A 23716-nucleotide genomic window follows, 5' to 3' on the forward strand; every position below is an offset into this window, starting at 1 on the left:
ATGACTAAGCCATTTGTTTAATTACTACTTAGTAAGGTATAAATATCCCGCTTGCTGATGCGCGTTGGAATCTCTGTCTTTGTATTTAAGAATATAATAATACGTACCATCTGGTAATCCGTCCGATTGCGTCACTGTTGTTCGACCTTCAGATAGTCCTCTAAAAGCGCGCTCTTCATTGTTATAATTCTCACGTTGGAATACCAAAACTCCCCAACGATTGTAAATCTCAACAATATTCTCTGGATAACATTCTATACCCTGAATATAAAATCTTTCATTTTTATCATCCCCATTTGCAGATATTGCATTGAAGACTTTTATTACGCAACCTTCGATTGATAAAACTGTTGGATTATCTCCTAGATTGTCAGTATTATCAGAAGTATCAGTTACAATAATTCCTGAAGGATTCTCTCCTGTTACAAAGGCCTGATTAGAAACTTTTCCAGCATTGATATCACTTTGTTTTATCGCGTAAACAGCTTTAAAAGTTGTACTATCACTTTCTCCGGGAGCCAGAGATATTAAACCTCCCGTTATAACAATTCCAGGAAGCGGATCTTTAATCGAAATATTTGTCAGCCTAACATTTCCTGTATTGGTAACAACAAAACTATAAGTAATGGTTTCTCCAGCATCTGCATTGCCATTCATGTTTTCATCATTAAATACCGCTGTCTTAATCAAGGCAATTGATGGAACTTCAACGAAGACAAAAACCTTAGCTATGCTACAATTATTTGAATTTAATTTATCACAAATTTGATACTTTAACAGATAGTTTCCTCCTATAGTGTTTGGAGCTATTGTTATTGTTCCGTTTGGATTTAAGCTAAAACCTTTCAGAACGACACCAATAAACTGTAAATCAACATCTAAAGCATTTAAAGATTTTCCATTATACAAATCATTCCCAAATACTGTTTGTGTAGTACCTCCATTGGTACCATTGATTGGATAAGTTGTAAAATCATCTTCAATTGCGTCCAGAGAAGATTGTCCGACAATAATAATTGACTTGACTGTACTGCAGTTAGACGTATTGGTTACTTCGCATATCGTGTAGGTAACCGTATAATTTCCTGCTGGCGTATTGGCAGCAACTGTAACTGTTCCATCTACATTTAAAGTCAAGCCTGACGGTACGTTCACTCCTGTTAGAGTTACTTCTCCTGCACCGGTACCAATCACAACTGGATTGCCATTCAAGGTATCATTGGCCGTCAAGGCTGGCGTAGTACCGCCCGCATTACCATTGATTGAAGCTGTAGTCTCTGTAAGAGCAGCAATACTAGCAGCACTAACCACAACGGTACTCGATACCGTGCTGCAGTTAGATGTATTGGTTACTTCGCATATCGTGTAGGTAACCGTATAATTTCCTGCAGGCGTATTGGCAGCAACTGTAACTGTACCGTCTGCATTTAAAGTCAAACCTGATGGTACGCTAACCCCTGTTAGGGTTACTTCTCCTGCATTGGTGCCAATCACAACCGGATTGCCATTCAATGTATCATTGGCTGTAAGTGCTGGCGTAATACCGCCACTATTGCCGTTAATTGAAGCTGTAGTCTCTGTAAGAGCAGCAATTATATTTATTGGTGTTGGGGTAACACTAGAGGTATTATTTCCAGGGGTAGGATCTGCTTCATTGGCAGTTATACTCGCACTGTTGGTATACGTTCCAGAGGCATTGACTGTGGCAATGATAGATAAGGTAGCATTAGCTCCATTGGCTAAAGTACCAATGGCCCAGATTCCAGTTCCACTTGTATAGGTTCCTGAAGCTGTGCTGGAACTTACAAAAGTATAACCGGAAGGTAAAATATCCGTTACACTTACTCCTGTTGCGTTGCTTGGACCTACATTGGTTGCTGTTAAAGTAAAAGTAACATTACTGCCAACATTAGGCGTAGCACTACTTGCGGTTTTGGTTATACCAACATTAGACTGCGCAACCGGGGTTGGGGTAACACTAGAGGTATTATTTCCAGGGGTAGGATCTGCTTCATTGGCAGTTATACTCGCACTGTTGGTATACGTTCCAGAGGCATTGACTGTGGCAATGATAGATAAGGTAGCATTAGCTCCATTGGCTAAAGTACCAATGGCCCAGATTCCAGTTCCACTTGTATAGGTTCCTGAAGCTGTGCTGGAACTTACAAAAGTATAACCGGAAGGTAAAATATCCGTTACACTTACTCCTGTTGCGTTGCTTGGACCTGCATTGGTTGCTGTTAAAGTAAAAGTAACATTACTGCCAACATTAGGCGTAGCACTACTTGCGGTTTTGGTTATACCAACATTAGACTGCGCAACCGGGGTTGGGGTAACACTAGAGGTATTATTTCCAGGGGTAGGATCTGCTTCATTGGCAGTTATACTCGCACTGTTGGTATACGTTCCAGAGGCATTGACTGTGGCAATGATAGATAAGGTAGCATTAGCTCCATTGGCTAAAGTACCAATGGCCCAGATTCCAGTTCCACTTGTATAGGTTCCTGAAGCTGTGCTGGAACTTACAAAAGTATAACCGGAAGGTAAAATATCCGTTACACTTACTCCTGTTGCGTTGCTTGGACCTGCATTGGTTGCTGTTAAAGTAAAAGTAACATTACTGCCAACATTAGGCGTAGCACTACTTGCGGTTTTGGTTATACCAACATTAGACTGCGCAACCGGGGTTGGGGTAACACTAGAGGTATTATTTCCAGGGGTAGGATCTGCTTCATTGGCAGTTATACTCGCACTGTTGGTATACGTTCCAGAGGCATTGACTGTGGCAATGATAGATAAGGTAGCATTAGCTCCATTGGCTAAAGTACCAATGGCCCAGATTCCAGTTCCACTTGTATAGGTTCCTGAAGCTGTGCTGGAACTTACAAAAGTATAACCGGAAGGTAAAATATCCGTTACACTTACTCCTGTTGCGTTGCTTGGACCTGCATTGGTTGCTGTTAAAGTAAAAGTAACATTACTGCCAACATTAGGCGTAGCACTACTTGCGGTTTTGGTTATACCAACATTAGACTGCGCAACCGGGGTTGGGGTAACACTAGAGGTATTATTTCCAGGGGTAGGATCTGCTTCATTGGCAGTTATACTCGCACTGTTGGTATACGTTCCAGAGGCATTGACTGTGGCAATGATAGATAAGGTAGCATTAGCTCCATTGGCTAAAGTACCAATGGCCCAGATTCCAGTTCCACTTGTATAGGTTCCTGAAGCTGTGCTGGAACTTACAAAAGTATAACCGGAAGGTAAAATATCCGTTACACTTACTCCTGTTGCGTTGCTTGGACCTGCATTGGTTGCTGTTAAAGTAAAAGTAACATTACTGCCAACATTAGGCGTAGCACTACTTGCGGTTTTGGTTATACCAACATTAGACTGCGCAACCGGGGTTGGGGTAACACTAGAGGTATTATTTCCAGGGGTAGGATCTGCTTCATTGGCAGTTATACTCGCACTGTTGGTATACGTTCCAGAGGCATTGACTGTGGCAATGATAGATAAGGTAGCATTAGCTCCATTGGCTAAAGTACCAATGGCCCAGATTCCAGTTCCACTTGTATAGGTTCCTGAAGCTGTGCTGGAACTTACAAAAGTATAACCGGAAGGTAAAATATCCGTTACACTTACTCCTGTTGCGTTGCTTGGACCTGCATTGGTTGCTGTTAAAGTAAAAGTAACATTACTGCCAACATTAGGCGTAGCACTACTTGCGGTTTTGGTTATACCAACATTAGACTGCGCAACCGGGGTTGGGGTAACACTAGAGGTATTATTTCCAGGGGTAGGATCTGCTTCATTGGCAGTTATACTCGCACTGTTGGTATACGTTCCAGAGGCATTGACTGTGGCAATGATAGATAAGGTAGCATTAGCTCCATTGGCTAAAGTACCAATGGCCCAGATTCCAGTTCCACTTGTATAGGTTCCTGAAGCTGTGCTGGAACTTACAAAAGTATAACCGGAAGGTAAAATATCCGTTACACTTACTCCTGTTGCGTTGCTTGGACCTGCATTGGTTGCTGTTAAAGTAAAAGTAACATTACTGCCAACATTAGGCGTAGCACTACTTGCGGTTTTGGTTATACCAACATTAGACTGCGCAACCGGGGTTGGGGTAACACTAGAGGTATTATTTCCAGGGGTAGGATCTGCTTCATTGGCAGTTATACTCGCACTGTTGGTATACGTTCCAGAGGCATTGACTGTGGCAATGATAGATAAGGTAGCATTAGCTCCATTGGCTAAAGTACCAATGGCCCAGATTCCAGTTCCACTTGTATAGGTTCCTGAAGCTGTGCTGGAACTTACAAAAGTATAACCGGAAGGTAAAATATCCGTTACACTTACTCCTGTTGCGTTGCTTGGACCTGCATTGGTTGCTGTTAAAGTAAAAGTAACATTACTGCCAACATTAGGCGTAGCACTACTTGCGGTTTTGGTTATACCAACATTAGACTGCGCAACCGGGGTTGGGGTAACACTAGAGGTATTATTTCCAGGGGTAGGATCTGCTTCATTGGCAGTTATACTCGCACTGTTGGTATACGTTCCAGAGGCATTGACTGTGGCAATGATAGATAAGGTAGCATTAGCTCCATTGGCTAAAGTACCAATGGCCCAGATTCCAGTTCCACTTGTATAGGTTCCTGAAGCTGTGCTGGAACTTACAAAAGTATAACCGGAAGGTAAAATATCCGTTACACTTACTCCTGTTGCGTTGCTTGGACCTGCATTGGTTGCTGTTAAAGTAAAAGTAACATTACTGCCAACATTAGGCGTAGCACTACTTGCGGTTTTGGTTATACCAACATTAGACTGCGCAACCGGGGTTGGGGTAACACTAGAGGTATTATTTCCAGGGGTAGGATCTGCTTCATTGGCAGTTATACTCGCACTGTTGGTATACGTTCCAGAGGCATTGACTGTGGCAATGATAGATAAGGTAGCATTAGCTCCATTGGCTAAAGTACCAATGGCCCAGATTCCAGTTCCACTTGTATAGGTTCCTGAAGCTGTGCTGGAACTTACAAAAGTATAACCGGAAGGTAAAATATCCGTTACACTTACTCCTGTTGCGTTGCTTGGACCTGCATTGGTTGCTGTTAAAGTAAAAGTAACATTACTGCCAACATTAGGCGTAGCACTACTTGCGGTTTTGGTTATACCAACATTAGACTGCGCAACCGGGGTTGGGGTAACACTAGAGGTATTATTTCCAGGGGTAGGATCTGCTTCATTGGCAGTTATACTCGCACTGTTGGTATACGTTCCAGAGGCATTGACTGTGGCAATGATAGATAAGGTAGCATTAGCTCCATTGGCTAAAGTACCAATGGCCCAGATTCCAGTTCCACTTGTATAGGTTCCTGAAGCTGTGCTGGAACTTACAAAAGTATAACCGGAAGGTAAAATATCCGTTACACTTACTCCTGTTGCGTTGCTTGGACCTACATTGGTTGCTGTTAAAGTAAAAGTAACATTACTGCCAACATTAGGCGTAGCACTACTTGCGGTTTTGGTTATACCAACATTAGACTGCGCAACCGGGGTTGGGGTAACACTAGAGGTATTATTTCCAGGGGTAGGATCTGCTTCATTGGCAGTTATACTCGCACTGTTGGTATACGTTCCAGAGGCATTGACTGTGGCAATGATAGATAAGGTAGCATTAGCTCCATTGGCTAAAGTACCAATGGCCCAGATTCCAGTTCCACTTGTATAGGTTCCTGAAGCTGTGCTGGAACTTACAAAAGTATAACCGGAAGGTAAAATATCCGTTACACTTACTCCTGTTGCGTTGCTTGGACCTGCATTGGTTGCTGTTAAAGTAAAAGTAACATTACTGCCAACATTAGGCGTAGCACTACTTGCGGTTTTGGTTATACCAACATTAGACTGCGCAACCGGGGTTGGGGTAACACTAGAGGTATTATTTCCAGGGGTAGGATCTGCTTCATTGGCAGTTATACTCGCACTGTTGGTATACGTTCCAGAGGCATTGACTGTGGCAATGATAGATAAGGTAGCATTAGCTCCATTGGCTAAAGTACCAATGGCCCAGATTCCAGTTCCACTTGTATAGGTTCCTGAAGCTGTGCTGGAACTTACAAAAGTATAACCGGAAGGTAAAATATCCGTTACACTTACTCCTGTTGCGTTGCTTGGACCTGCATTGGTTGCTGTTAAAGTAAAAGTAACATTACTGCCAACATTAGGCGTAGCACTACTTGCGGTTTTGGTTATACCAACATTAGACTGCGCAACCGGGGTTGGGGTAACACTAGAGGTATTATTTCCAGGGGTAGGATCTGCTTCATTGGCAGTTATACTCGCACTGTTGGTATACGTTCCAGAGGCATTGACTGTGGCAATGATAGATAAGGTAGCATTAGCTCCATTGGCTAAAGTACCAATGGCCCAGATTCCAGTTCCACTTGTATAGGTTCCTGAAGCTGTGCTGGAACTTACAAAAGTATAACCGGAAGGTAAAATATCCGTTACACTTACTCCTGTTGCGTTGCTTGGACCTGCATTGGTTGCTGTTAAAGTAAAAGTAACATTACTGCCAACATTAGGCGTAGCACTACTTGCGGTTTTGGTTATACCAACATTAGACTGCGCAACCGGGGTTGGGGTAACACTAGAGGTATTATTTCCAGGGGTAGGATCTGCTTCATTGGCAGTTATACTCGCACTGTTGGTATACGTTCCAGAGGCATTGACTGTGGCAATGATAGATAAGGTAGCATTAGCTCCATTGGCTAAAGTACCAATGGCCCAGATTCCAGTTCCACTTGTATAGGTTCCTGAAGCTGTGCTGGAACTTACAAAAGTATAACCGGAAGGTAAAATATCCGTTACACTTACTCCTGTTGCGTTGCTTGGACCTGCATTGGTTGCTGTTAAAGTAAAAGTAACATTACTGCCAACATTAGGCGTAGCACTACTTGCGGTTTTGGTTATACCAACATTAGACTGCGCAACCGGGGTTGGGGTAACACTAGAGGTATTATTTCCAGGGGTAGGATCTGCTTCATTGGCAGTTATACTCGCACTGTTGGTATACGTTCCAGAGGCATTGACTGTGGCAATGATAGATAAGGTAGCATTAGCTCCATTGGCTAAAGTACCAATGGCCCAGATTCCAGTTCCACTTGTATAGGTTCCTGAAGCTGTGCTGGAACTTACAAAAGTATAACCGGAAGGTAAAATATCCGTTACACTTACTCCTGTTGCGTTGCTTGGACCTACATTGGTTGCTGTTAAAGTAAAAGTAACATTACTGCCAACATTAGGCGTAGCACTACTTGCGGTTTTGGTTATACCAACATTAGACTGCGCAACCGGGGTTGGGGTAACACTAGAGGTATTATTTCCAGGGGTAGGATCTGCTTCATTGGCAGTTATACTCGCACTGTTGGTATACGTTCCAGAGGCATTGACTGTGGCAATGATAGATAAGGTAGCATTAGCTCCATTGGCTAAAGTACCAATGGCCCAGATTCCAGTTCCACTTGTATAGGTTCCTGAAGCTGTGCTGGAACTTACAAAAGTATAACCGGAAGGTAAAATATCCGTTACACTTACTCCTGTTGCGTTGCTTGGACCTGCATTGGTTGCTGTTAAAGTAAAAGTAACATTACTGCCAACATTAGGCGTAGCACTACTTGCGGTTTTGGTTATACCAACATTAGACTGCGCAACCGGGGTTGGGGTAACACTAGAGGTATTATTTCCAGGGGTAGGATCTGCTTCATTGGCAGTTATACTCGCACTGTTGGTATACGTTCCAGAGGCATTGACTGTGGCAATGATAGATAAGGTAGCATTAGCTCCATTGGCTAAAGTACCAATGGCCCAGATTCCAGTTCCACTTGTATAGGTTCCTGAAGCTGTGCTGGAACTTACAAAAGTATAACCGGAAGGTAAAATATCCGTTACACTTACTCCTGTTGCGTTGCTTGGACCTGCATTGGTTGCTGTTAAAGTAAAAGTAACATTACTGCCAACATTAGGCGTAGCACTACTTGCGGTTTTGGTTATACCAACATTAGACTGCGCAACCGGGGTTGGGGTAACACTAGAGGTATTATTTCCAGGGGTAGGATCTGCTTCATTGGCAGTTATACTCGCACTGTTGGTATACGTTCCAGAGGCATTGACTGTGGCAATGATAGATAAGGTAGCATTAGCTCCATTGGCTAAAGTACCAATGGCCCAGATTCCAGTTCCACTTGTATAGGTTCCTGAAGCTGTGCTGGAACTTACAAAAGTATAACCGGAAGGTAAAATATCCGTTACACTTACTCCTGTTGCGTTGCTTGGACCTGCATTGGTTGCTGTTAAAGTAAAAGTAACATTACTGCCAACATTAGGCGTAGCACTACTTGCGGTTTTGGTTATACCAACATTAGACTGCGCAACCGGGGTTGGGGTAACACTAGAGGTATTATTTCCAGGGGTAGGATCTGCTTCATTGGCAGTTATACTCGCACTGTTGGTATACGTTCCAGAGGCATTGACTGTGGCAATGATAGATAAGGTAGCATTAGCTCCATTGGCTAAAGTACCAATGGCCCAGATTCCAGTTCCACTTGTATAGGTTCCTGAAGCTGTGCTGGAACTTACAAAAGTATAACCGGAAGGTAAAATATCCGTTACACTTACTCCTGTTGCGTTGCTTGGACCTGCATTGGTTGCTGTTAAAGTAAAAGTAACATTACTGCCAACATTAGGCGTAGCACTACTTGCGGTTTTGGTTATACCAACATTAGACTGCGCAACCGGGGTTGGGGTAACACTAGAGGTATTATTTCCAGGGGTAGGATCTGCAATATCTGGAGATGCTATAGAAGCACTATTTAAATAAGGACCTGCAGCTTTTACGTTAGCAGTAATTTGCAAAGTTGGGGAAGAGCCTATATTTAATAAACCAATATCCCAAACTCCTGTCGAGGAATCGTATGTCCCAACACTTGGCGTAGCCGACACAAAAGTATAACCCGCTGGTAACAGATCAGTAACCTTGGTGTTTGGTGCATTACCAGGACCAGTATTGCCTGCTGTGAGTGTAAAAACAACATTACTTCCAACATTAGGACTTGGGTTACTTACAGTTTTAGAAACAGAGAGATCGGCAGAAATTATACCCTCTACAATATCTAAAAAAACACCCGAATCCAACGATGCATCACCAGCGTCAGCAATTACAACTTTAAAAGTATAAGTTCCACCAGGAGTTAAGCCAATAATAGATTTCTTTATCGACTTTGTTAAACCATTATGTTCTGTAAAAATTGGGAAAGGTCCTGGTTGAGGCGCTGCATTCAGATTGTATTTACCTCCAGTAATAGTTGTAATATGACCATTATTAATATACAAAGCAGATTGAGAACCATCGTATGCAGGGACAGGTGTTGCCGGTGAGTTAAATCCAGGAATACCAGCATTTACCTTATTTATTGATGTGGCACTACCATTTGGCAATGTTGCGAAATTCTGAACTCCAGAAATACCAGGCCCCGAAACAAAAAAACCAAAAGCATCATCAAAATTAGAACCTACATAATCTGGATACTCTTCTGAACCAAATTGATAGCTAAAAAGCAGTCCCGAAACATTTGGCGCTAAAGTTATTGTAAAAGAATAAGATACTAAGTCACGCGTCGCAGTAGGATCAATTGTAGATAAGTTAGGATCTGATACTGTTGTAGCACCAGCAGGGTTAAAACTTTTTTGGATATCAGTATTTCTGTTTGCTAATTCAAAAGGGGCATTCCCTGTAGTAAAATACGCACCACTCGGTATCTGTAAACCAGCGCCACTGACCCCATTCGAAAAGGTAGCAACTTGATTTGCACGCAATGTTGCAGCGGTTGCTGCTCCCGACAATGTTCCACCAACAATTACTATTCCAGGGCCATTTAAAGCAGTATTTATCTGCAAATTTGATGGATTTGTTGTAATGGTAGCTTGAGCATACATGGAAGCTGACATGCTAAAAATAAAAATTATTATTACAAAATAAGATACGAAATTAAATTGTAATATTTTCTGAAAACTTAATAGTACTTTACTAAAAAGAAAATACAAAATCAATAACAAACTTTTAATTACAGAATTAATGAGTGTAAAATTATTCATGCTATAGAAATTTTAATTAAAAATTGAATATCAAATTAAAATACGAGATAAATTATAAATTGGTTTTATTAAGGGAGAAAAAATCCGACAAAAAAAAACTTAATATTATATTATAAACCTACAAATAAAAAAGAGAAATTTTCTTTTTTTATTTAAAAAAAATCAAACTAACAATGGACATTCAATAATTATAGGGATACCCTCATCTCATTAACAAGAAAATACTTCATAATACTGAGACCTACCGTGTGTAAAGTAAGTTCATAGATAAAGAAATTTTAAAGATTTACAAAGACCAAAAGCTTCAAAAACACTTATTAGACGTTAAAACAAAAAATTATCATAGCTCATTTTCTATTATTGTAACACTGGAAAGATTTGGTCAAATACAAACTGATTTAAATGAAATTTTAGAAATTTGGGATGACGACCAATTTCCTTGGAGCACATGCATAGACGACTTGGAAGGGTTCTGTCACATCTGTCAGAATCAAATATAAAAATTTAAGTAATTTAAAAGTTAACCCGCCAATTTACAGAATGATTTAAACATCGATATCCCCGGTCCAACCATTTGATTCTTTCTAAGCATATGCACTACTTCAATTCCGCTTAACGTCCGTTTGACCGATTCAAAACTTTTAAAACCTAATCCGTTTTGGATGCGCCACTTGATGAACCGATGGTCCTGTTCGACAATATTGTTGAGATATTTACACTGCCGAATTTTAATCTTTGAGAAAGAACACCTATTATAAACTTTAATTGCTGCGGTATTAGAACCGCTTTTATCAATATTTATTACTCTTGGCCGGTAGTTATTAATAATTGCTTTAATTAGAAAAGACTGAGCGCTCATTCTTTGTCTTTTTCTGGTCAGAAGGAAGTCAACCGTATTGCCTGATTTATCTACTGCCCTATATAAATAACACCAAATTCCTTTTACTTTAATATACGTCTCATCCATTCTTCAACTCTTCCCCACTCTGGCTTTTCTATTCTTCATCTCTGCCTCAATGAAAGGCATAAACTTATAAACCCAGCGTTGGATCGTGGCATGATCAACAATCACACCCCTAATTTTCATTATTTCTTCAACGTCACGATAGCTAAGTGTAAATCGTAATTTAAAATACACTGCCTGCAGGATTACGTATTTTGGATAACAATGACCTTTGGTATTCATTTTTTATTAGTTTTGAAAAACCAAAGATAAAACTTAATCATAGATGCGACAGAACCCTTCCTGATTTACATAGTCTATTTCAACTTTTCAAATCAGACTGATTTCATTTTTAAACATTGTTGAATTAGCCAGAATTTTTAAATCTAAAATTATGGCTTCCATTAAATATGACTTCACTTCTTGCTACGATGCATACGATTTCTCACATGTTGACTATGAAGAAATCTACCCAGATTTAGAACCAACTGCATTACAAGAAACCTGCGAAGATTTTTTAAACAAAATTCTAGTTCAATGTGGAATAGTACTTCCTAAACCAATCTTTGTTAGGTTCCCTGACCGAATAAAATTGTTAACAACTCGTCGAAAAAATAAAAGAAAAACCTTACTTACAACACCAAAAAGTATTATTTAAAATAAAACAAAGATGCGTAAACATCCTGATATTAAACTTAATACTGCACAGATTTTCAAATCTGTATACGACATGGGTAAGACATTAAACAATGATAAAGCATGTCGCGAACACCTAGAAAAATTACGTTGGAATGGAGAACCTATTTGTCCTCATTGTGGAAGCCAACGTGATAATCATTATCGAATTAAGAAAAGAGGTGAAGATAAAGGTTACTATAAATGCAAAGATTGTCGACTGCCATTTAGTGTTACAATAGGTACAATCTTTGAAAAATCAACTATTCCCTTAGACAAATGGTTCTTAGCTATTTTTAAATTTATAACAAGTAAGAAAGGTATTAGTAGCTATCAACTCATGAGAGAAATAGAAGTTACTCAAAAAACTGCTTGGTTTATGTTAAGCAGAATTCGGAATTCAGTTCGAATGAGAGACGATTTTGAATTTGATGGTATTACCCAAGTTGATGAAACTTTTGTCGGAGGAAAAAATAAAAATCGTAGTAAAGGGAAAAAGATTCCTAATACACAGGGTAGAAGTCCTAAAACAAAAACACCCGTATTTGTAATGCTTAACAATGGAATTGTATACACTAAAGTTGTGGGGGATACTTCAGGCGCAACTCTTAAAGGTATCATCGATGGGAAAGTTAAAGAAGGCTCTACTATTGTAAGTGATGGATGGAAAGGGTACCGTGGATTAGATAAGTATTATAGCCATAAAGTTATCCAACATAACTTAGGATTATATAAGGTAGGAGCTTACCATACTATTGGAATTGATGGGTTTTGGGGGATTTTAAAACGAGGTATCATCGGGATATATCATTTTACAAGTAAAAAGCATTTACATCGTTATTGTGATGAATTTGCCTACCGCTATAACATCAGCAAAATGCCCTTGGGAGAACAGTTTAACTTTACGTTGATTAACAGTGATGAAAGATTAAGATACAAGGAGTTGATTGCAAAGGTTTAATTACATCAATGATTTAAAAAATCAGGTATTAATACTTGATGTTAATAACGTTTTTAAGTATAAATTGTCTTCCTAATTAATTCAAATTAAACTCATCAACTAAGGCAAAGAAAGAAACCACAAGAAAAATTGGCAGAGATTCAGAAAGTGGAAAATTTATACCAATTGAAAAGGCTAAAAAGAATCCCAAAACGACTCAAGTAGAAACTATAAAAGTTCCAACAAAGAGAAGTAAATAGTAATATGTGCAAAACTCCACAATAATATGTAGTTTTGGCTTTTATTTTTTAGGTCTTGTCCCAGCGCCCAAACCTTTTATGTCAATCTTACTCCAACCTTCTTTTGTTGCCTGTGACCTTTTACTTATAGATTCTGCTGATGCAACAACATTCTTTTTAACGTTAGGCTTTACACTCTCATTCTTATTTTTATTTTTATCTTTTTCTTTACTCATAAATTAATCTCTTTTTGGTCTATTTCCTGATCCCTGACCTTTTTCAATTTGTTGTCCTTGTTCAGTTTTTGTAAGTTCTTGAGAACCAACTTTTCCATTCCCACTTCCTAATGTATATGATGATGAAATCAAACATAAAAAAGAACGAACCGCTAACAAGTGTTTATAGAATTTCCAAAACAATTCAAACATACTATTCCTATCACACACTATAGACCCAGAACACGATACTGTCAAAAGACTTAAAGCTTATACTAAAGTGACAGAATATCTAATAAATGGCATTTTGTAACTGGTAATAGAGATAGTATTTACAGTATTGCACCAAAAGTTGTTTTGCAACCACATATAAAGATTTAAACGAACCAAGTAATTATGTTCATAGTGTGGATATTCTGGACAAAGTGAGCTCCTAATTCTGAATGAAAGTGAGCAGTATAAATGAACTCAAAAAGGTGTCTAAAAATTAGGAAAATGTTTTTTTTGTGGAAGATCAAGAGTTAACAGACTTAAGTTCAAATATTACTAAAAAAATAATACCTATTATAACTAATAATAACTATAATTTTGATTGATCAAGTCTGAATTGAAAATTACTGTTGCTGTCCACTGTTTTAAAATCAATCTTTCCCAAACATAGCACAAACTATTTATTGATTAAATAAAATATTAAAGTTACTTATGTATTAAATAAAGCAGTAACTTCATCGGTCTTGATACAATTACAATACTTTTTTTTAAAACCATAAATTAATTTCACTATATTTACTGTAGTTTTGCCCCCTAAACAAATTTAAATTTGGAAGATTTGAATTTAAACAAAAAGTCCCATGCTGCCTAGTATGGGACTTTTTAATAATTTTTATTTTTTAAAATAAAAAAAAGTATTTTCTACACCAGTTAATATTCATCTTTCCCTTCTCTTTAATTCATCATAAATAAATAACAACACCTTATACATTAAACATAATACTGTTTTTATTGTGATAAATAAAAAATTGCCTTGAATTCTTTTTTCTAGAATAGTCGTCTGCTATCAGACTAAAATAATTATTAGTTTTCTCTTTTCCCTTATAAATTATTTTAGCATAGTACTTACGCTAGCTACTCAGTTGAAGAATTAACGGTTAATAAGCCAACCTCAAATAGACCAAGAATTATATCCAAGAAGAACAAAAGAATCTTACACGGAGCATTATCCAGAATTATCCAAAACTGTCTCCAAGGGAATTAATTTAAAAATAACCTATAAGCATCAAATATTTATCTCCAAACCAATTTTGTAAAGAATTTTAAAGACAATAAAATTAATCAATAATCCAACACATATCTACTAAATACCCCCATTAATCTACCAATAAAAACAGACTTTATTCATCAGAAGTGGTTAATCAATTTTACTTACTTTTAAATCCTAGAATGAGGATTGATAATACTAGTAAGCGTCTACTCTATTAACATCATTACATCCGACATTTGAAGTCGTAATTTACATGAAGGCAAAAATGTAAAAAGAAAAAAATAAAGGCATTGCAAAGACTAAACTGGTTATCAGGTCAAAGACAAAATTGATATCGTATAATGGTTCTGGCTAACATATAAATTAGAAAAGATTTGAGTACTGAAACAATAACAAACATAATTATGAATCATTAAACAATTTATCTTCCTGCCGATATCTATCTTGGGTTTAGTAAATCCATTTAAAAAAAACAAAAATAGCTTAACAATAAAATCTATAGAAACCAAAGAACTGAATGTTAGTTTTTTAAAAACAAAACCAATCAAAAATCAAAGTTTATCTTTGAAATAATTAAACAGAAACTACTTTCAGAAAAAGCACTAGCTAATTTGATGACATAGCCCTCTTTAAAACTCTTTATATAAAGAAAGTTTATAGAATTTAAGTATTTTTAAGGTACATATTCATATCATTTTTTCTACTATCCTCATATTGAAGTTTTAAAAGTTTAGCATATTTCATGTAAGAAAAAAAACCCTGAACTATCGAAAAGGTAAGACCATCCAACCCATGTAAAAAACCTTTTTTAAAAAAATAACATCGGAAAAAAGATACCATACCATTTAATATTGGCTTAAAGCTGTTGACTCTTTTATTCCGATCAAAAAGTTGTTGGGCATTCCAAGTCGAATACAAGTTTTTCTTTGCAATGAATTGATCAAAATTCTCCCACGCATAATGATTAATATGAACTTTCACATGTATTTTATTGTTTCCTAAAACCTTCTGATGAACGAAATCTTTTGACGGAGAGGCTGTTTTTTTGTTAAAAAATCGTGAAGTTTTATCAGGATACCAACCTGCAAAATTAATAAGCTTATCCCCCAAATAATTATACAAACAAAAAGCATAAACATCATAATCCTGATTCTCGTATTTTCCTGACAATATAAATTTCTCAGCATCTTCAGCCAAAATCTCATCGGCATCCAAATTTAGAATCCAATCATTTTTACAATAAGAGAGACCAAAAATTCTCTGAGGCCCATCACCTAAAAAATACTGCATAATCACTTTAGCACCTTTTTCTTCTGCAATTCTCACTGTATTATCTTTACTGAAAGAATCTATTACAATTACTTCGTCACAAATTCTAAATAATGCTTCAATACATTTAGCAATGTTTTTTTCTTCATTATAGGTTATTACCAGCCCACTAATCTTCATATTCTTTTATAATTTAAACTCCTTTCTCAATTTTAGTTTAGATTCATAATTAATTGCAATTTACCATTAGCTATATTAAATATACTTATTACAATGTTTAATCACAAAATCTTAACTTAGTAAATACAAACAACTTGAAAATTACAATAAAATCGGAAATAATATCAACCTAATTGAAATTATTATTTTTTAGTAAAATCAATTTTCATTTTCTAAATACCTTATTAGCATCAGAGACTTTCATTAAATCATGCTATAATCATGATATTTTTATCTAACTTTTTTCAATTTAAAAGTCAGTATGACGCAAAAAAAACAAAAACACCACTAAAATAAACTGTTTGCGCATTCTAACATTATCCAAAAACGAAGATTCTGGCAAAGAAAAGGATATATATTTGAACTTCTTTTTTTAAACTATTATGACCATATATATACTCTAATCCTAAAAGTATTATTAAACTTTACAAAAAAAAGTTTTTCCCATTGTATTGATTAATTTTGACTTCTATAATTACATATATAAATACAACCTCCAGGATTATTAATATAATATCTAAAATCCAGATCTCCATTTTCATCATCAATTATTTCAACAAATAAAAACCTTTTCTCTGACATAGAATCAGAATATAAATTAATGAACGGACGCATTCAAACTAAATTACACCAATCAAATGACTTTTTATGCAAATAAACGTACTAAATACTCTTTTTTACTGAAGTAAAATCATGAAAAATTATTTTCTCTTTCAAACAGTATCTCGATTATCGATAGTTATTTTTTGATCAATAATGTGTTTAAGTTTATACTCATTTTCTGCCCTTTTCTTATTTTGCAAATGATAGTAAATATTATTGCAAAAGCGATTGTCAAACCTCGAAAAATATTAGCATTCAAATTCCCCATAGCATTATTACTTATGCTAAAAATATTCCAACTTAAGTTCATAAATGTATGTAGAAATATTGGAATCCATAAATTATGATTCCACTCTACAAAAAGCCAAGCAAATAAAATTGATCCTAAAAATGTAATAATAAAAATCCCAACTAATTCAGAAGGGATTTGACTTTGATATATATGTCCAAAAGAAAAAACAATAGCACTTAAAAATATGGAAGGTAAAAATCCGAGCTTTGTATTTTTGAAAATTTGTCCAAATAAGAAACCTCTAAAATAGAGTTCTTCAAATATCCCCGCAAAAATTGTCGCAGTGATTAGATTTGACAAGTTAATATCATTATTAAGTTTATTAAACAGAAATCCTCCGATAAACATAGGTAAAGAAAATATTGTTGCAAGAAAAACACCATGTAAATCATTTGCTAAAAGACCTAAATTACTTAATATTTTATGGTCGGTATTTACTATAAAAACACCAAAAAAAATTGGCAGACCAATTACTAAATATGTAACAAAATAACTAAACAATCCGTTATTTAAAATTTCATCAATGAGAGACATTAATCTTTCAAAATTATCAAAGGCAATGTAATACGATAAAAAACATATTATAATGATTAGTATTGTTTTAATGTTTTTCTTCATTTTGGTTAAGTGTGTGTTTATAATTACCAACAACTATTCCTCTGGGGTACCTCAACTTAGAACTCTCTTGATGTTTTTTTTTTAAAATACATGTTAAGCACTTAACGAATAAGTGGATATATAAATAAAAAATACATATTAAGCTACATTTTTGCAATTAATTTAGTAGTTACGTATTTCAGAGCTGAATGTTTATTTATTCTACCAAATTTAAATATATCCAAAGATTTCCAATTTCCATCTTTTTAATTGCAAATTAAAGAATGCGTCAGTAGTGGTTGCTTACCAAAACATCAATTTGTAGAAGCGGTTTCAAGTTTATTACTCAAAGAATCATAACTTTTAATCAATATTTCGCAGTTACTTTCGCCCCCCCCCCGTAAAGGCAACAAATAGTTGTTTGCTTCAGAAAAAGCTTTAACAAATTCTTTATTTACAATTAAAAAACTATCATAATAATTCTCTCTTTTATTAAAGAAATTTGCCATTCTAGATTTAAAAATAGCATTCAAATATATAGCTCTTGGGTTAATTGGATTAAGCACCAACGCTTCGTTAAGTAGACCTATTATCTCTGGGCCCAATTCTTTCCCATATTTTAGAGGATCTCCAAGTAATATATCTATCTTTAAAAGCGCCATCAAAGTTAGTAATTCGCTTTTCTCGTTATTAGATTTAGTGAAATTTTCCAAAATATTAATATCTTAATTCAAAGTTAAAAATTACAGGTTTAAAAACAAGATTTTTTAAAACCAATACTACTTGCTTTTTTCAAAACCAAACATGTAATTATAAGGTATAGATTGTTAAATTTAATTTGTATGCCAAATTCGTCGTTTTTGGACAATATTGAAGTGTAAAACATTATTTTGTAGGAAGATTTTACTTTTTTTTGTGAGTGCGAAAAATAATCACATGCACATGTTGGTTTAATTTTAAAACAAATAAAGCGAAAAAAATGAGTAAAATCTATATAAGTAATGACATAGAAAAAGAAGTGTATGTAATAGCAACAAAAAACACCGATTGGATGTTGGCGGATATTGGTTTTGATACTGCCACTCTAGCGGCCAGCCTTGCTACATTAGATGCACCAGTTGCTATTAATTCGCTAAAGAGTTTATGGACGGCATTTAGCTATATCAAAACAATAGGTAATACTGCCTATTTACCTGCAAAAACAGCCGTAGAGATATTTGATCAACTTCGTCCAAACGCTATCAAGATAGCCCCACACGAATCTAAAGAGGTTACTAGCGATACCATTTTGAAATACTCATCCATAAGCGGTATTTTGTCTGAACTAGCAGCTTCAGACAAAACATTATTTATCTATACCGAGAATTTTGAATTCAATACTACATTCAACACAAATGACAATGACTCTTGGATTGTTATGGAACAAGGAGTTGTGAAAGCTAAATTTGGAAAATTATGGGAGCCTAAAGATAAAACTTACAATTTTAAATACGACAATATGGAAAGCACAGAACAAATTGAAAAAGCAATTTCAGACTTAAACACGGTTAGAAAAGATTATGACAAACTTTTAACCGATATAAAGGATGAAAAATTTTCATTGTCATCCTGGATAGGAGATAATGTCTTTAGACCCGATAATCCCGAAAGAAAAGAAAATGCAATAAATGCGATTGAAGGAAATGATGGTATAATACGCAACATAGACCATGTTACGGCTGATTTAGATAAATTGAAAAATTTATTGAATGGAGATATTGAACAAATCATAAAAAACTATGAATCATGGAAAAAAGATGTTAATATCCAACTAGTATCTTTAAGTATAACAGTACCTCAATTTGAGGACTCTTTAACAAAATTTAATACTGTGGACACAGTTGTGGGTATCGGTGTAGGTATATCTGTATTTGCGGCTCCTATTCTGCCCATCGCATTAGCTATTTTTGGAGTTGTTGAAATAATTACAGCAATTTTTGCTGCAGAAGAACGAAAAGATTTTTTTGAAGATATATTAAAAAAAACAAACGTATCAAACGAAAAAATAAAAGAAATTAAAAAAGAAATTGACGAATCAAATGAAAAAATAAAGGCATTTTATAAAAATATTTTAGCGACTTTTTATGCGGCAGGATTTCTTAGAGAGGTAGAATATAAAAAGTTTAAAGAAATTGATACAAGCAAAAATAATGCTTATCATGAATTTACAGAGTTTATAATAATGCAAAGAACAGAAATGAACAAGTGGACTGCTGCTATTAAAATGATTGAAAAAATTGAAATAAAATCTAAATCGAATCATAAGAAATTCGATTTAGATATATCAGTTGATTTAGCAGTTGTTAATATTGATTCTATTACGTACTATGATGAAAATGAAAAAGAAGATATATTAAAAGCAATGTATTTATTGAAAGACGAATCCAAATCGATTGACGAAATCAGCTCCCAAACAGGTATTGAAGCTAAATACATAATAGATGCAAAAGCTGTTAACATGCTATTGCAAGGAAAAACACCAAGAGAAATTGCCGAGATGTTGAATATTGAGGAAAAGTTAGTTGACGAACTTTCTAAAAAACACACATCAATTATTGATTTAATATCTAATAAAGCATCTGCAGCATAATTTCTTGCACTTTTTTTTTGCACGGAAAAAATGTACAAGAAAAGAACTAATTAAAAATCATCAAAATGAAAAAAAAATCTATCCTTCTTTCTCTCGCTAGGGGGAAAACTTTAAAAATTGCATGTCTGCTTTTTTACGGCTTTTGTACGGCACAACTAGTTACTAATAATTGCAATAAGGTAAAAATTTCTAATGGCCTTGTTGTAAAAGTTAACGGAAATTTTAGCAATACCGCAAATGCTGGTCTGGATATTGATGGTACATTAAATATAGACAATAATTTGGTCAATAACGGGAGTGTAACAGGAAATGGCATCTTGCTTTATGTTTCTGATTTTACAAATTCTGGTAGTTTTTCGCCAGGTAATTCATCTGCAGGAGCATTGGCAATTAACGGTAACTTTAGCAATGGAACAGGTGTTTTAAATTTTAAATTAGCAGGAACCACAGCTGCTACTCAATATGACCAACTCAATATTACAGGCAATTTTAGCTGTTCTGGAACTATTAATGTAGCTACAATATCTGGATTTACGCCAGCTAGTAATACTATTTTTGAACTTATTAAGGCCTCAAGCCTTTCTGGAACTTTTGCTACAAAAAATTTACCTGCCAATTGGACTATAGAATATACCGCAACCAAAGCTTTACTAAAGTATAACGGAAATTTAGCCAATGAAGTTTTCGAAAAAAAAATCCCGGTGGTTTATCTTAGAAACAACATCTTATACATTACATCAGAGATAGCGATACAAGATGTAACTATATATGATGTCAATGGCAGAAAATTGTTTTATCAAACTAAAATAAAAAACAATGATTATTCAAAAGAATTTCACTTAAATAATGGACTCTATATTGTACATATTCTCGATGAAAATCACAAATTATCAATCAAAAAGGTCATAAACTAAAAAAATAAATTCAAAATTACTTATATCATGAAAAATAACAAATTATTTTTAATTGCATTAATGCTTTTATGCGAAACCGTATTCTCACAAAATAACATGGGAATTGGAACTTCAACACCTGATTCTTCTGCCATACTAGACGTAAACAGCACCACTAAAGGTGTGCTTGTACCTAGAATGACAGCTACTCAACGTACTGCTATTGCTACACCTGCTACTGGATTGTTAGTTTATCAAACTGATGGTACTTCAGGATTTTATTCTTATGATGGTAGTGCTTGGAAAAGTTTAATCGGATCAAGTACAGTTAATGCAACAGTTCTTCCTAATTTTTCTATCGGACACAATGTAACTGCTTCATCAACTCCAATAACACTTTACACAAGTGCCTTTACAACTACAACAGGGACATCTGTATCATCAGCAACATCTTTCTTTATTCCTGGGGATATTACTTTTACCATAAATTTTTATTCATATGATGATGAAGCTTATACCTATGAACTTTGGAATGTAGCACCAGTTGCAAACGCTGTTAATTACACTACAACAGGTACAGTGCTTGCAACAGCTAATAGTACTGCATATTCTAGTGGCACTCCCACTAACACATCATTTACTTATACTGCATTAGCAGGACAATTACTAACAATAAAAATATATAAACCTTCTGGAGCATCAAATACCACAACAGGAGGTTTCTATACAATGTTTTCGGCAAATTAGAGATGCTCATCATAATTCTTGAAGTCAAAAAAAGATGAAGAAAAAATAAAGATTTTGCTTTTGTGAATAGCATAAAAAAATATTATTAACGAGAAAACCGAAAATCGTAACAACAGAGTAGGTCTTTTTAATGAATTAAATACTAAAGAAAAGATGGAAGATTATATAGGAGTAATTAAATTATTTTCAGGAAATTTCATTCCAAAAGGTTGGATGTTTTGTAACGGTCAGGAATTAGATATTGTAAAATATACCCCTCTATATTCAGTTATTGGTAAAAGTTATGGAGAAGCAAAAAGCCATACTTTTAGAATACCCGATTTATGTGGTAGAGTACCCGTGGGCATTGGTAGTATTGATGAGAAATCTAAATCTTATAATATTGGAGAAAAAGCAGGAGAAGAAAGTACGATACTTAACTATTTAAATATACCACCTCTTAGAGGTGGTTTTTCTGACAAGGCTACATTAGGAATACCTTGTGCAACATTAGGAGGTGATAGTAGTCCAGTTGGTAAAATAATAGGTGATGGTAATACTACTATTTTTAGTAACGCTACGCCTAATCCTACAGACACACTTAAACCGTTTAATTTAAACAAAGCAATAAGTGATGACCATATTGTTTATACCAATTTCAATAAAGAACCAATTGTACCTGTTAGCAATGTTCAACCTGTTTTAGGAATTATTTACATTATTTGTTACCAAGGATTATTTCCTGAAAGAGAGCAATAATAAAATTAAAAAGTATCAAATTTAAAACTTATGAAAAGTAACTATTTGAATCCATTGACCAAAAAACATCAGGTAATTTCTATTTTGTCGGCATTGTCTAATTGCAATCAAGGTATTGTAGGAAATACCGAAAAAGAATTACAGGATCATTTATACGAGCAAGTAACTTCAGCTTTAAAAAACGAAACCATAAAAGCATACATTGGTGATTGGGATATTGTTTGGGGACCTTGTACTCAAAATAGTAAGCAAATAGATAAAAAATTAAAAATTGAATTCATTACAGATAATGCTATGTTTGTTGCAAAAGGTCAGGATCCTGATGATGAAACCAAAACACTTTATGTAATTTCTATTTCGGGGACTAATCTTATTTCAAAATTTGGATGGCTTGATGAAGATTTTAGAGTAGCAACTAAACTTATGAAAAATTGGGAAACTATTCCTAATGCAAAAATAGCGAGAGGTAGCTATGATGGGCTAAGTATTTTGAAGAATTTAAAAAACGATAAAAATCAAGATATTATTACTTTTTTAAGTCAATTGCCATTAGACCAAAATACAGAAGTAGCAACTTGCGGACATAGTTTGGCAGGTACTTTATCGCCATTATTAGCTCTTAAAATAATTGAATGGAAAGAAAAAGAACATCAATCATTTTTGGTCTCTACCTACCCAAGTGCGGGGGCAAGTGTGGGTAACAAAGCTTTTGTAGAATATGCCGAAAGTAAATTTGGCAACCATTATCATTCTGTTATTAATAATTATGATATAGTACCACATGCTTGGAATTACAAAACATTCTTAGAAATTCCCAATATCTATAATACAGCTAAATTTGGAAACATAGATTTTTCGGCTACAATAGCACAATATAAAATAGAGCTAGTTTTTTTGCTTATAGATGCTACCCTCTTAAAAAATAGTGGATATACTCGAATTTTTGATGGAAAGCCACAAGAATATAGATTTGATGGAGAACCAAAAGTAGCTTCAACTTTTATTCTCGAAGCAGGATTTCAACATATTGATGCTTATAATTCATCCAAAGCTTTTCATTATGATGATGGAGTAGCTAATGCAGTAAACGAATATTTGGGACATCAATAATGAAAAGAACTTTTGTGACATGTTAAAGTTAACTACTTAGTTTTTTTTGAACAACTAAGTAGTTAACTTTAATACCTAAATAACCACAAACCGTTGAGTTTTTAAGCTTTTCTAAGGTTTAAAAGCCCCCTAGCGCTTTATTTTGATAAAAAACATTAGAACTAGGCGATAGAAAACGTTAACAC

Annotated in this window: 12 protein-coding genes and 1 pseudogene; 7 read left to right on the top strand and 6 right to left on the bottom strand. The window is 35.1% G+C overall.

The window, feature by feature from the left end; genetic code table 11:
* Window positions 1-24 precede the first annotated feature (24 nt).
* Together OGZ34_RS18565 and OGZ34_RS18570 are read right to left on the bottom strand one after the other, a co-directional pair.
* Window positions 25-10014 carry a DUF7507 domain-containing protein gene (locus OGZ34_RS18565; protein ID WP_263361285.1) on the bottom strand — a complete coding sequence of 3330 codons (9990 nt, stop codon included), beginning with the start codon at window positions 10012-10014 and terminating at the stop codon, window positions 25-27.
* A 667-nt stretch (window positions 10015-10681) separates the two neighbouring features.
* Window positions 10682-11347: pseudogene (locus tag OGZ34_RS18570) on the bottom strand (IS6 family transposase).
* Between the two features lie 151 nt (window positions 11348-11498).
* Here OGZ34_RS18570 and OGZ34_RS18575 point away from each other — a divergent pair.
* Both OGZ34_RS18575 and OGZ34_RS18580 read left to right on the top strand, forming a co-directional pair.
* Entirely contained in the window at window positions 11499-11762 is a 264-nt protein-coding gene (locus OGZ34_RS18575; protein WP_263361286.1) for a hypothetical protein, read from the top strand.
* A 12-nt stretch (window positions 11763-11774) separates the two neighbouring features.
* A complete protein-coding gene (locus OGZ34_RS18580; RefSeq protein WP_263361287.1) occupies window positions 11775-12740 on the top strand; it encodes an IS1595 family transposase in 966 nt (321 codons plus the stop codon).
* A gap of 280 nt (window positions 12741-13020) precedes the next feature.
* Here OGZ34_RS18580 and OGZ34_RS18585 read toward each other — a convergent pair whose 3' ends face one another.
* From OGZ34_RS18585 to OGZ34_RS18600, 4 genes are all read right to left on the bottom strand, one after another.
* Window positions 13021-13194, bottom strand: coding sequence for a hypothetical protein (locus OGZ34_RS18585; protein ID WP_263361288.1), 174 nt, complete (start codon window positions 13192-13194; stop codon window positions 13021-13023).
* A gap of 1903 nt (window positions 13195-15097) precedes the next feature.
* Window positions 15098-15883 carry a glycosyltransferase family 2 protein gene (locus OGZ34_RS18590; RefSeq protein ID WP_263361289.1) on the bottom strand — a complete coding sequence of 262 codons (786 nt, stop codon included), beginning with the start codon at window positions 15881-15883 and terminating at the stop codon, window positions 15098-15100.
* A gap of 778 nt (window positions 15884-16661) precedes the next feature.
* The gene (locus OGZ34_RS18595; protein WP_263361290.1) at window positions 16662-17435 is read right to left on the bottom strand and encodes a CPBP family intramembrane glutamic endopeptidase; all 774 of its coding nucleotides are present in this window, start codon (window positions 17433-17435) and stop codon (window positions 16662-16664) included.
* A gap of 293 nt (window positions 17436-17728) precedes the next feature.
* Window positions 17729-18127 (bottom strand): hypothetical protein, encoded by a 399-nt coding sequence (locus OGZ34_RS18600; RefSeq protein ID WP_263361291.1) that lies wholly within the window; start codon window positions 18125-18127, stop codon window positions 17729-17731.
* 266 nt (window positions 18128-18393) lie between these two features.
* Here OGZ34_RS18600 and OGZ34_RS18605 point away from each other — a divergent pair, with 266 nt between their 5' ends.
* The 5 genes from OGZ34_RS18605 to OGZ34_RS18625 all read left to right on the top strand — a co-directional run bounded on the left by OGZ34_RS18605 (window position 18394) and on the right by OGZ34_RS18625 (window position 23531).
* Entirely contained in the window at window positions 18394-20043 is a 1650-nt protein-coding gene (locus OGZ34_RS18605) for a hypothetical protein (RefSeq protein ID WP_263361292.1), read from the top strand.
* A 65-nt stretch (window positions 20044-20108) separates the two neighbouring features.
* A complete protein-coding gene (locus OGZ34_RS18610; RefSeq protein ID WP_263361293.1) occupies window positions 20109-20957 on the top strand; it encodes a T9SS type A sorting domain-containing protein in 849 nt (282 codons plus the stop codon).
* A 60-nt stretch (window positions 20958-21017) separates the two neighbouring features.
* Window positions 21018-21683, top strand: a complete 666-nt coding sequence (locus tag OGZ34_RS18615) for a hypothetical protein (RefSeq protein ID WP_263361294.1) — start codon at window positions 21018-21020, stop codon at window positions 21681-21683.
* A gap of 153 nt (window positions 21684-21836) precedes the next feature.
* Complete coding sequence (locus tag OGZ34_RS18620; RefSeq protein WP_173968226.1) at window positions 21837-22421, top strand: phage tail protein; 585 nt, start codon at window positions 21837-21839, stop codon at window positions 22419-22421.
* Window positions 22422-22451: 30 nt separating this feature from the next.
* Complete coding sequence (locus OGZ34_RS18625; RefSeq protein ID WP_263361295.1) at window positions 22452-23531, top strand: lipase family protein; 1080 nt, start codon at window positions 22452-22454, stop codon at window positions 23529-23531.
* Window positions 23532-23716 lie beyond the last annotated feature (185 nt).

Source organism: Flavobacterium collinsii, from assembly GCF_946903285.1.
In the GTDB taxonomy this organism is placed as follows: domain Bacteria; phylum Bacteroidota; class Bacteroidia; order Flavobacteriales; family Flavobacteriaceae; genus Flavobacterium; species Flavobacterium collinsii.

What these genes read in the sequence shown, in the direction of transcription:
- OGZ34_RS18610 (WP_263361293.1), top strand. Translation starts at nt 20,109, where the DNA reads ATGAAAAAAAAATCTATCCTTCTTTCTCTCGCTAGGGGGAAAACTTTA.
- OGZ34_RS18585 (WP_263361288.1), bottom strand. Translation starts at nt 13,194, where the DNA reads ATGAGTAAAGAAAAAGATAAAAATAAAAATAAGAATGAGAGTGTAAAG.
- OGZ34_RS18590 (WP_263361289.1), bottom strand. Translation starts at nt 15,883, where the DNA reads ATGAAGATTAGTGGGCTGGTAATAACCTATAATGAAGAAAAAAACATT.
- OGZ34_RS18620 (WP_173968226.1), top strand. Translation starts at nt 21,837, where the DNA reads ATGGAAGATTATATAGGAGTAATTAAATTATTTTCAGGAAATTTCATT.
- OGZ34_RS18595 (WP_263361290.1), bottom strand. Translation starts at nt 17,435, where the DNA reads ATGAAGAAAAACATTAAAACAATACTAATCATTATAATATGTTTTTTA.
- OGZ34_RS18575 (WP_263361286.1), top strand. Translation starts at nt 11,499, where the DNA reads ATGGCTTCCATTAAATATGACTTCACTTCTTGCTACGATGCATACGAT.
- OGZ34_RS18565 (WP_263361285.1), bottom strand. Translation starts at nt 10,014, where the DNA reads ATGTCAGCTTCCATGTATGCTCAAGCTACCATTACAACAAATCCATCA.
- OGZ34_RS18580 (WP_263361287.1), top strand. Translation starts at nt 11,775, where the DNA reads ATGCGTAAACATCCTGATATTAAACTTAATACTGCACAGATTTTCAAA.
- OGZ34_RS18605 (WP_263361292.1), top strand. Translation starts at nt 18,394, where the DNA reads ATGAGTAAAATCTATATAAGTAATGACATAGAAAAAGAAGTGTATGTA.
- OGZ34_RS18615 (WP_263361294.1), top strand. Translation starts at nt 21,018, where the DNA reads ATGCTTTTATGCGAAACCGTATTCTCACAAAATAACATGGGAATTGGA.
- OGZ34_RS18625 (WP_263361295.1), top strand. Translation starts at nt 22,452, where the DNA reads ATGAAAAGTAACTATTTGAATCCATTGACCAAAAAACATCAGGTAATT.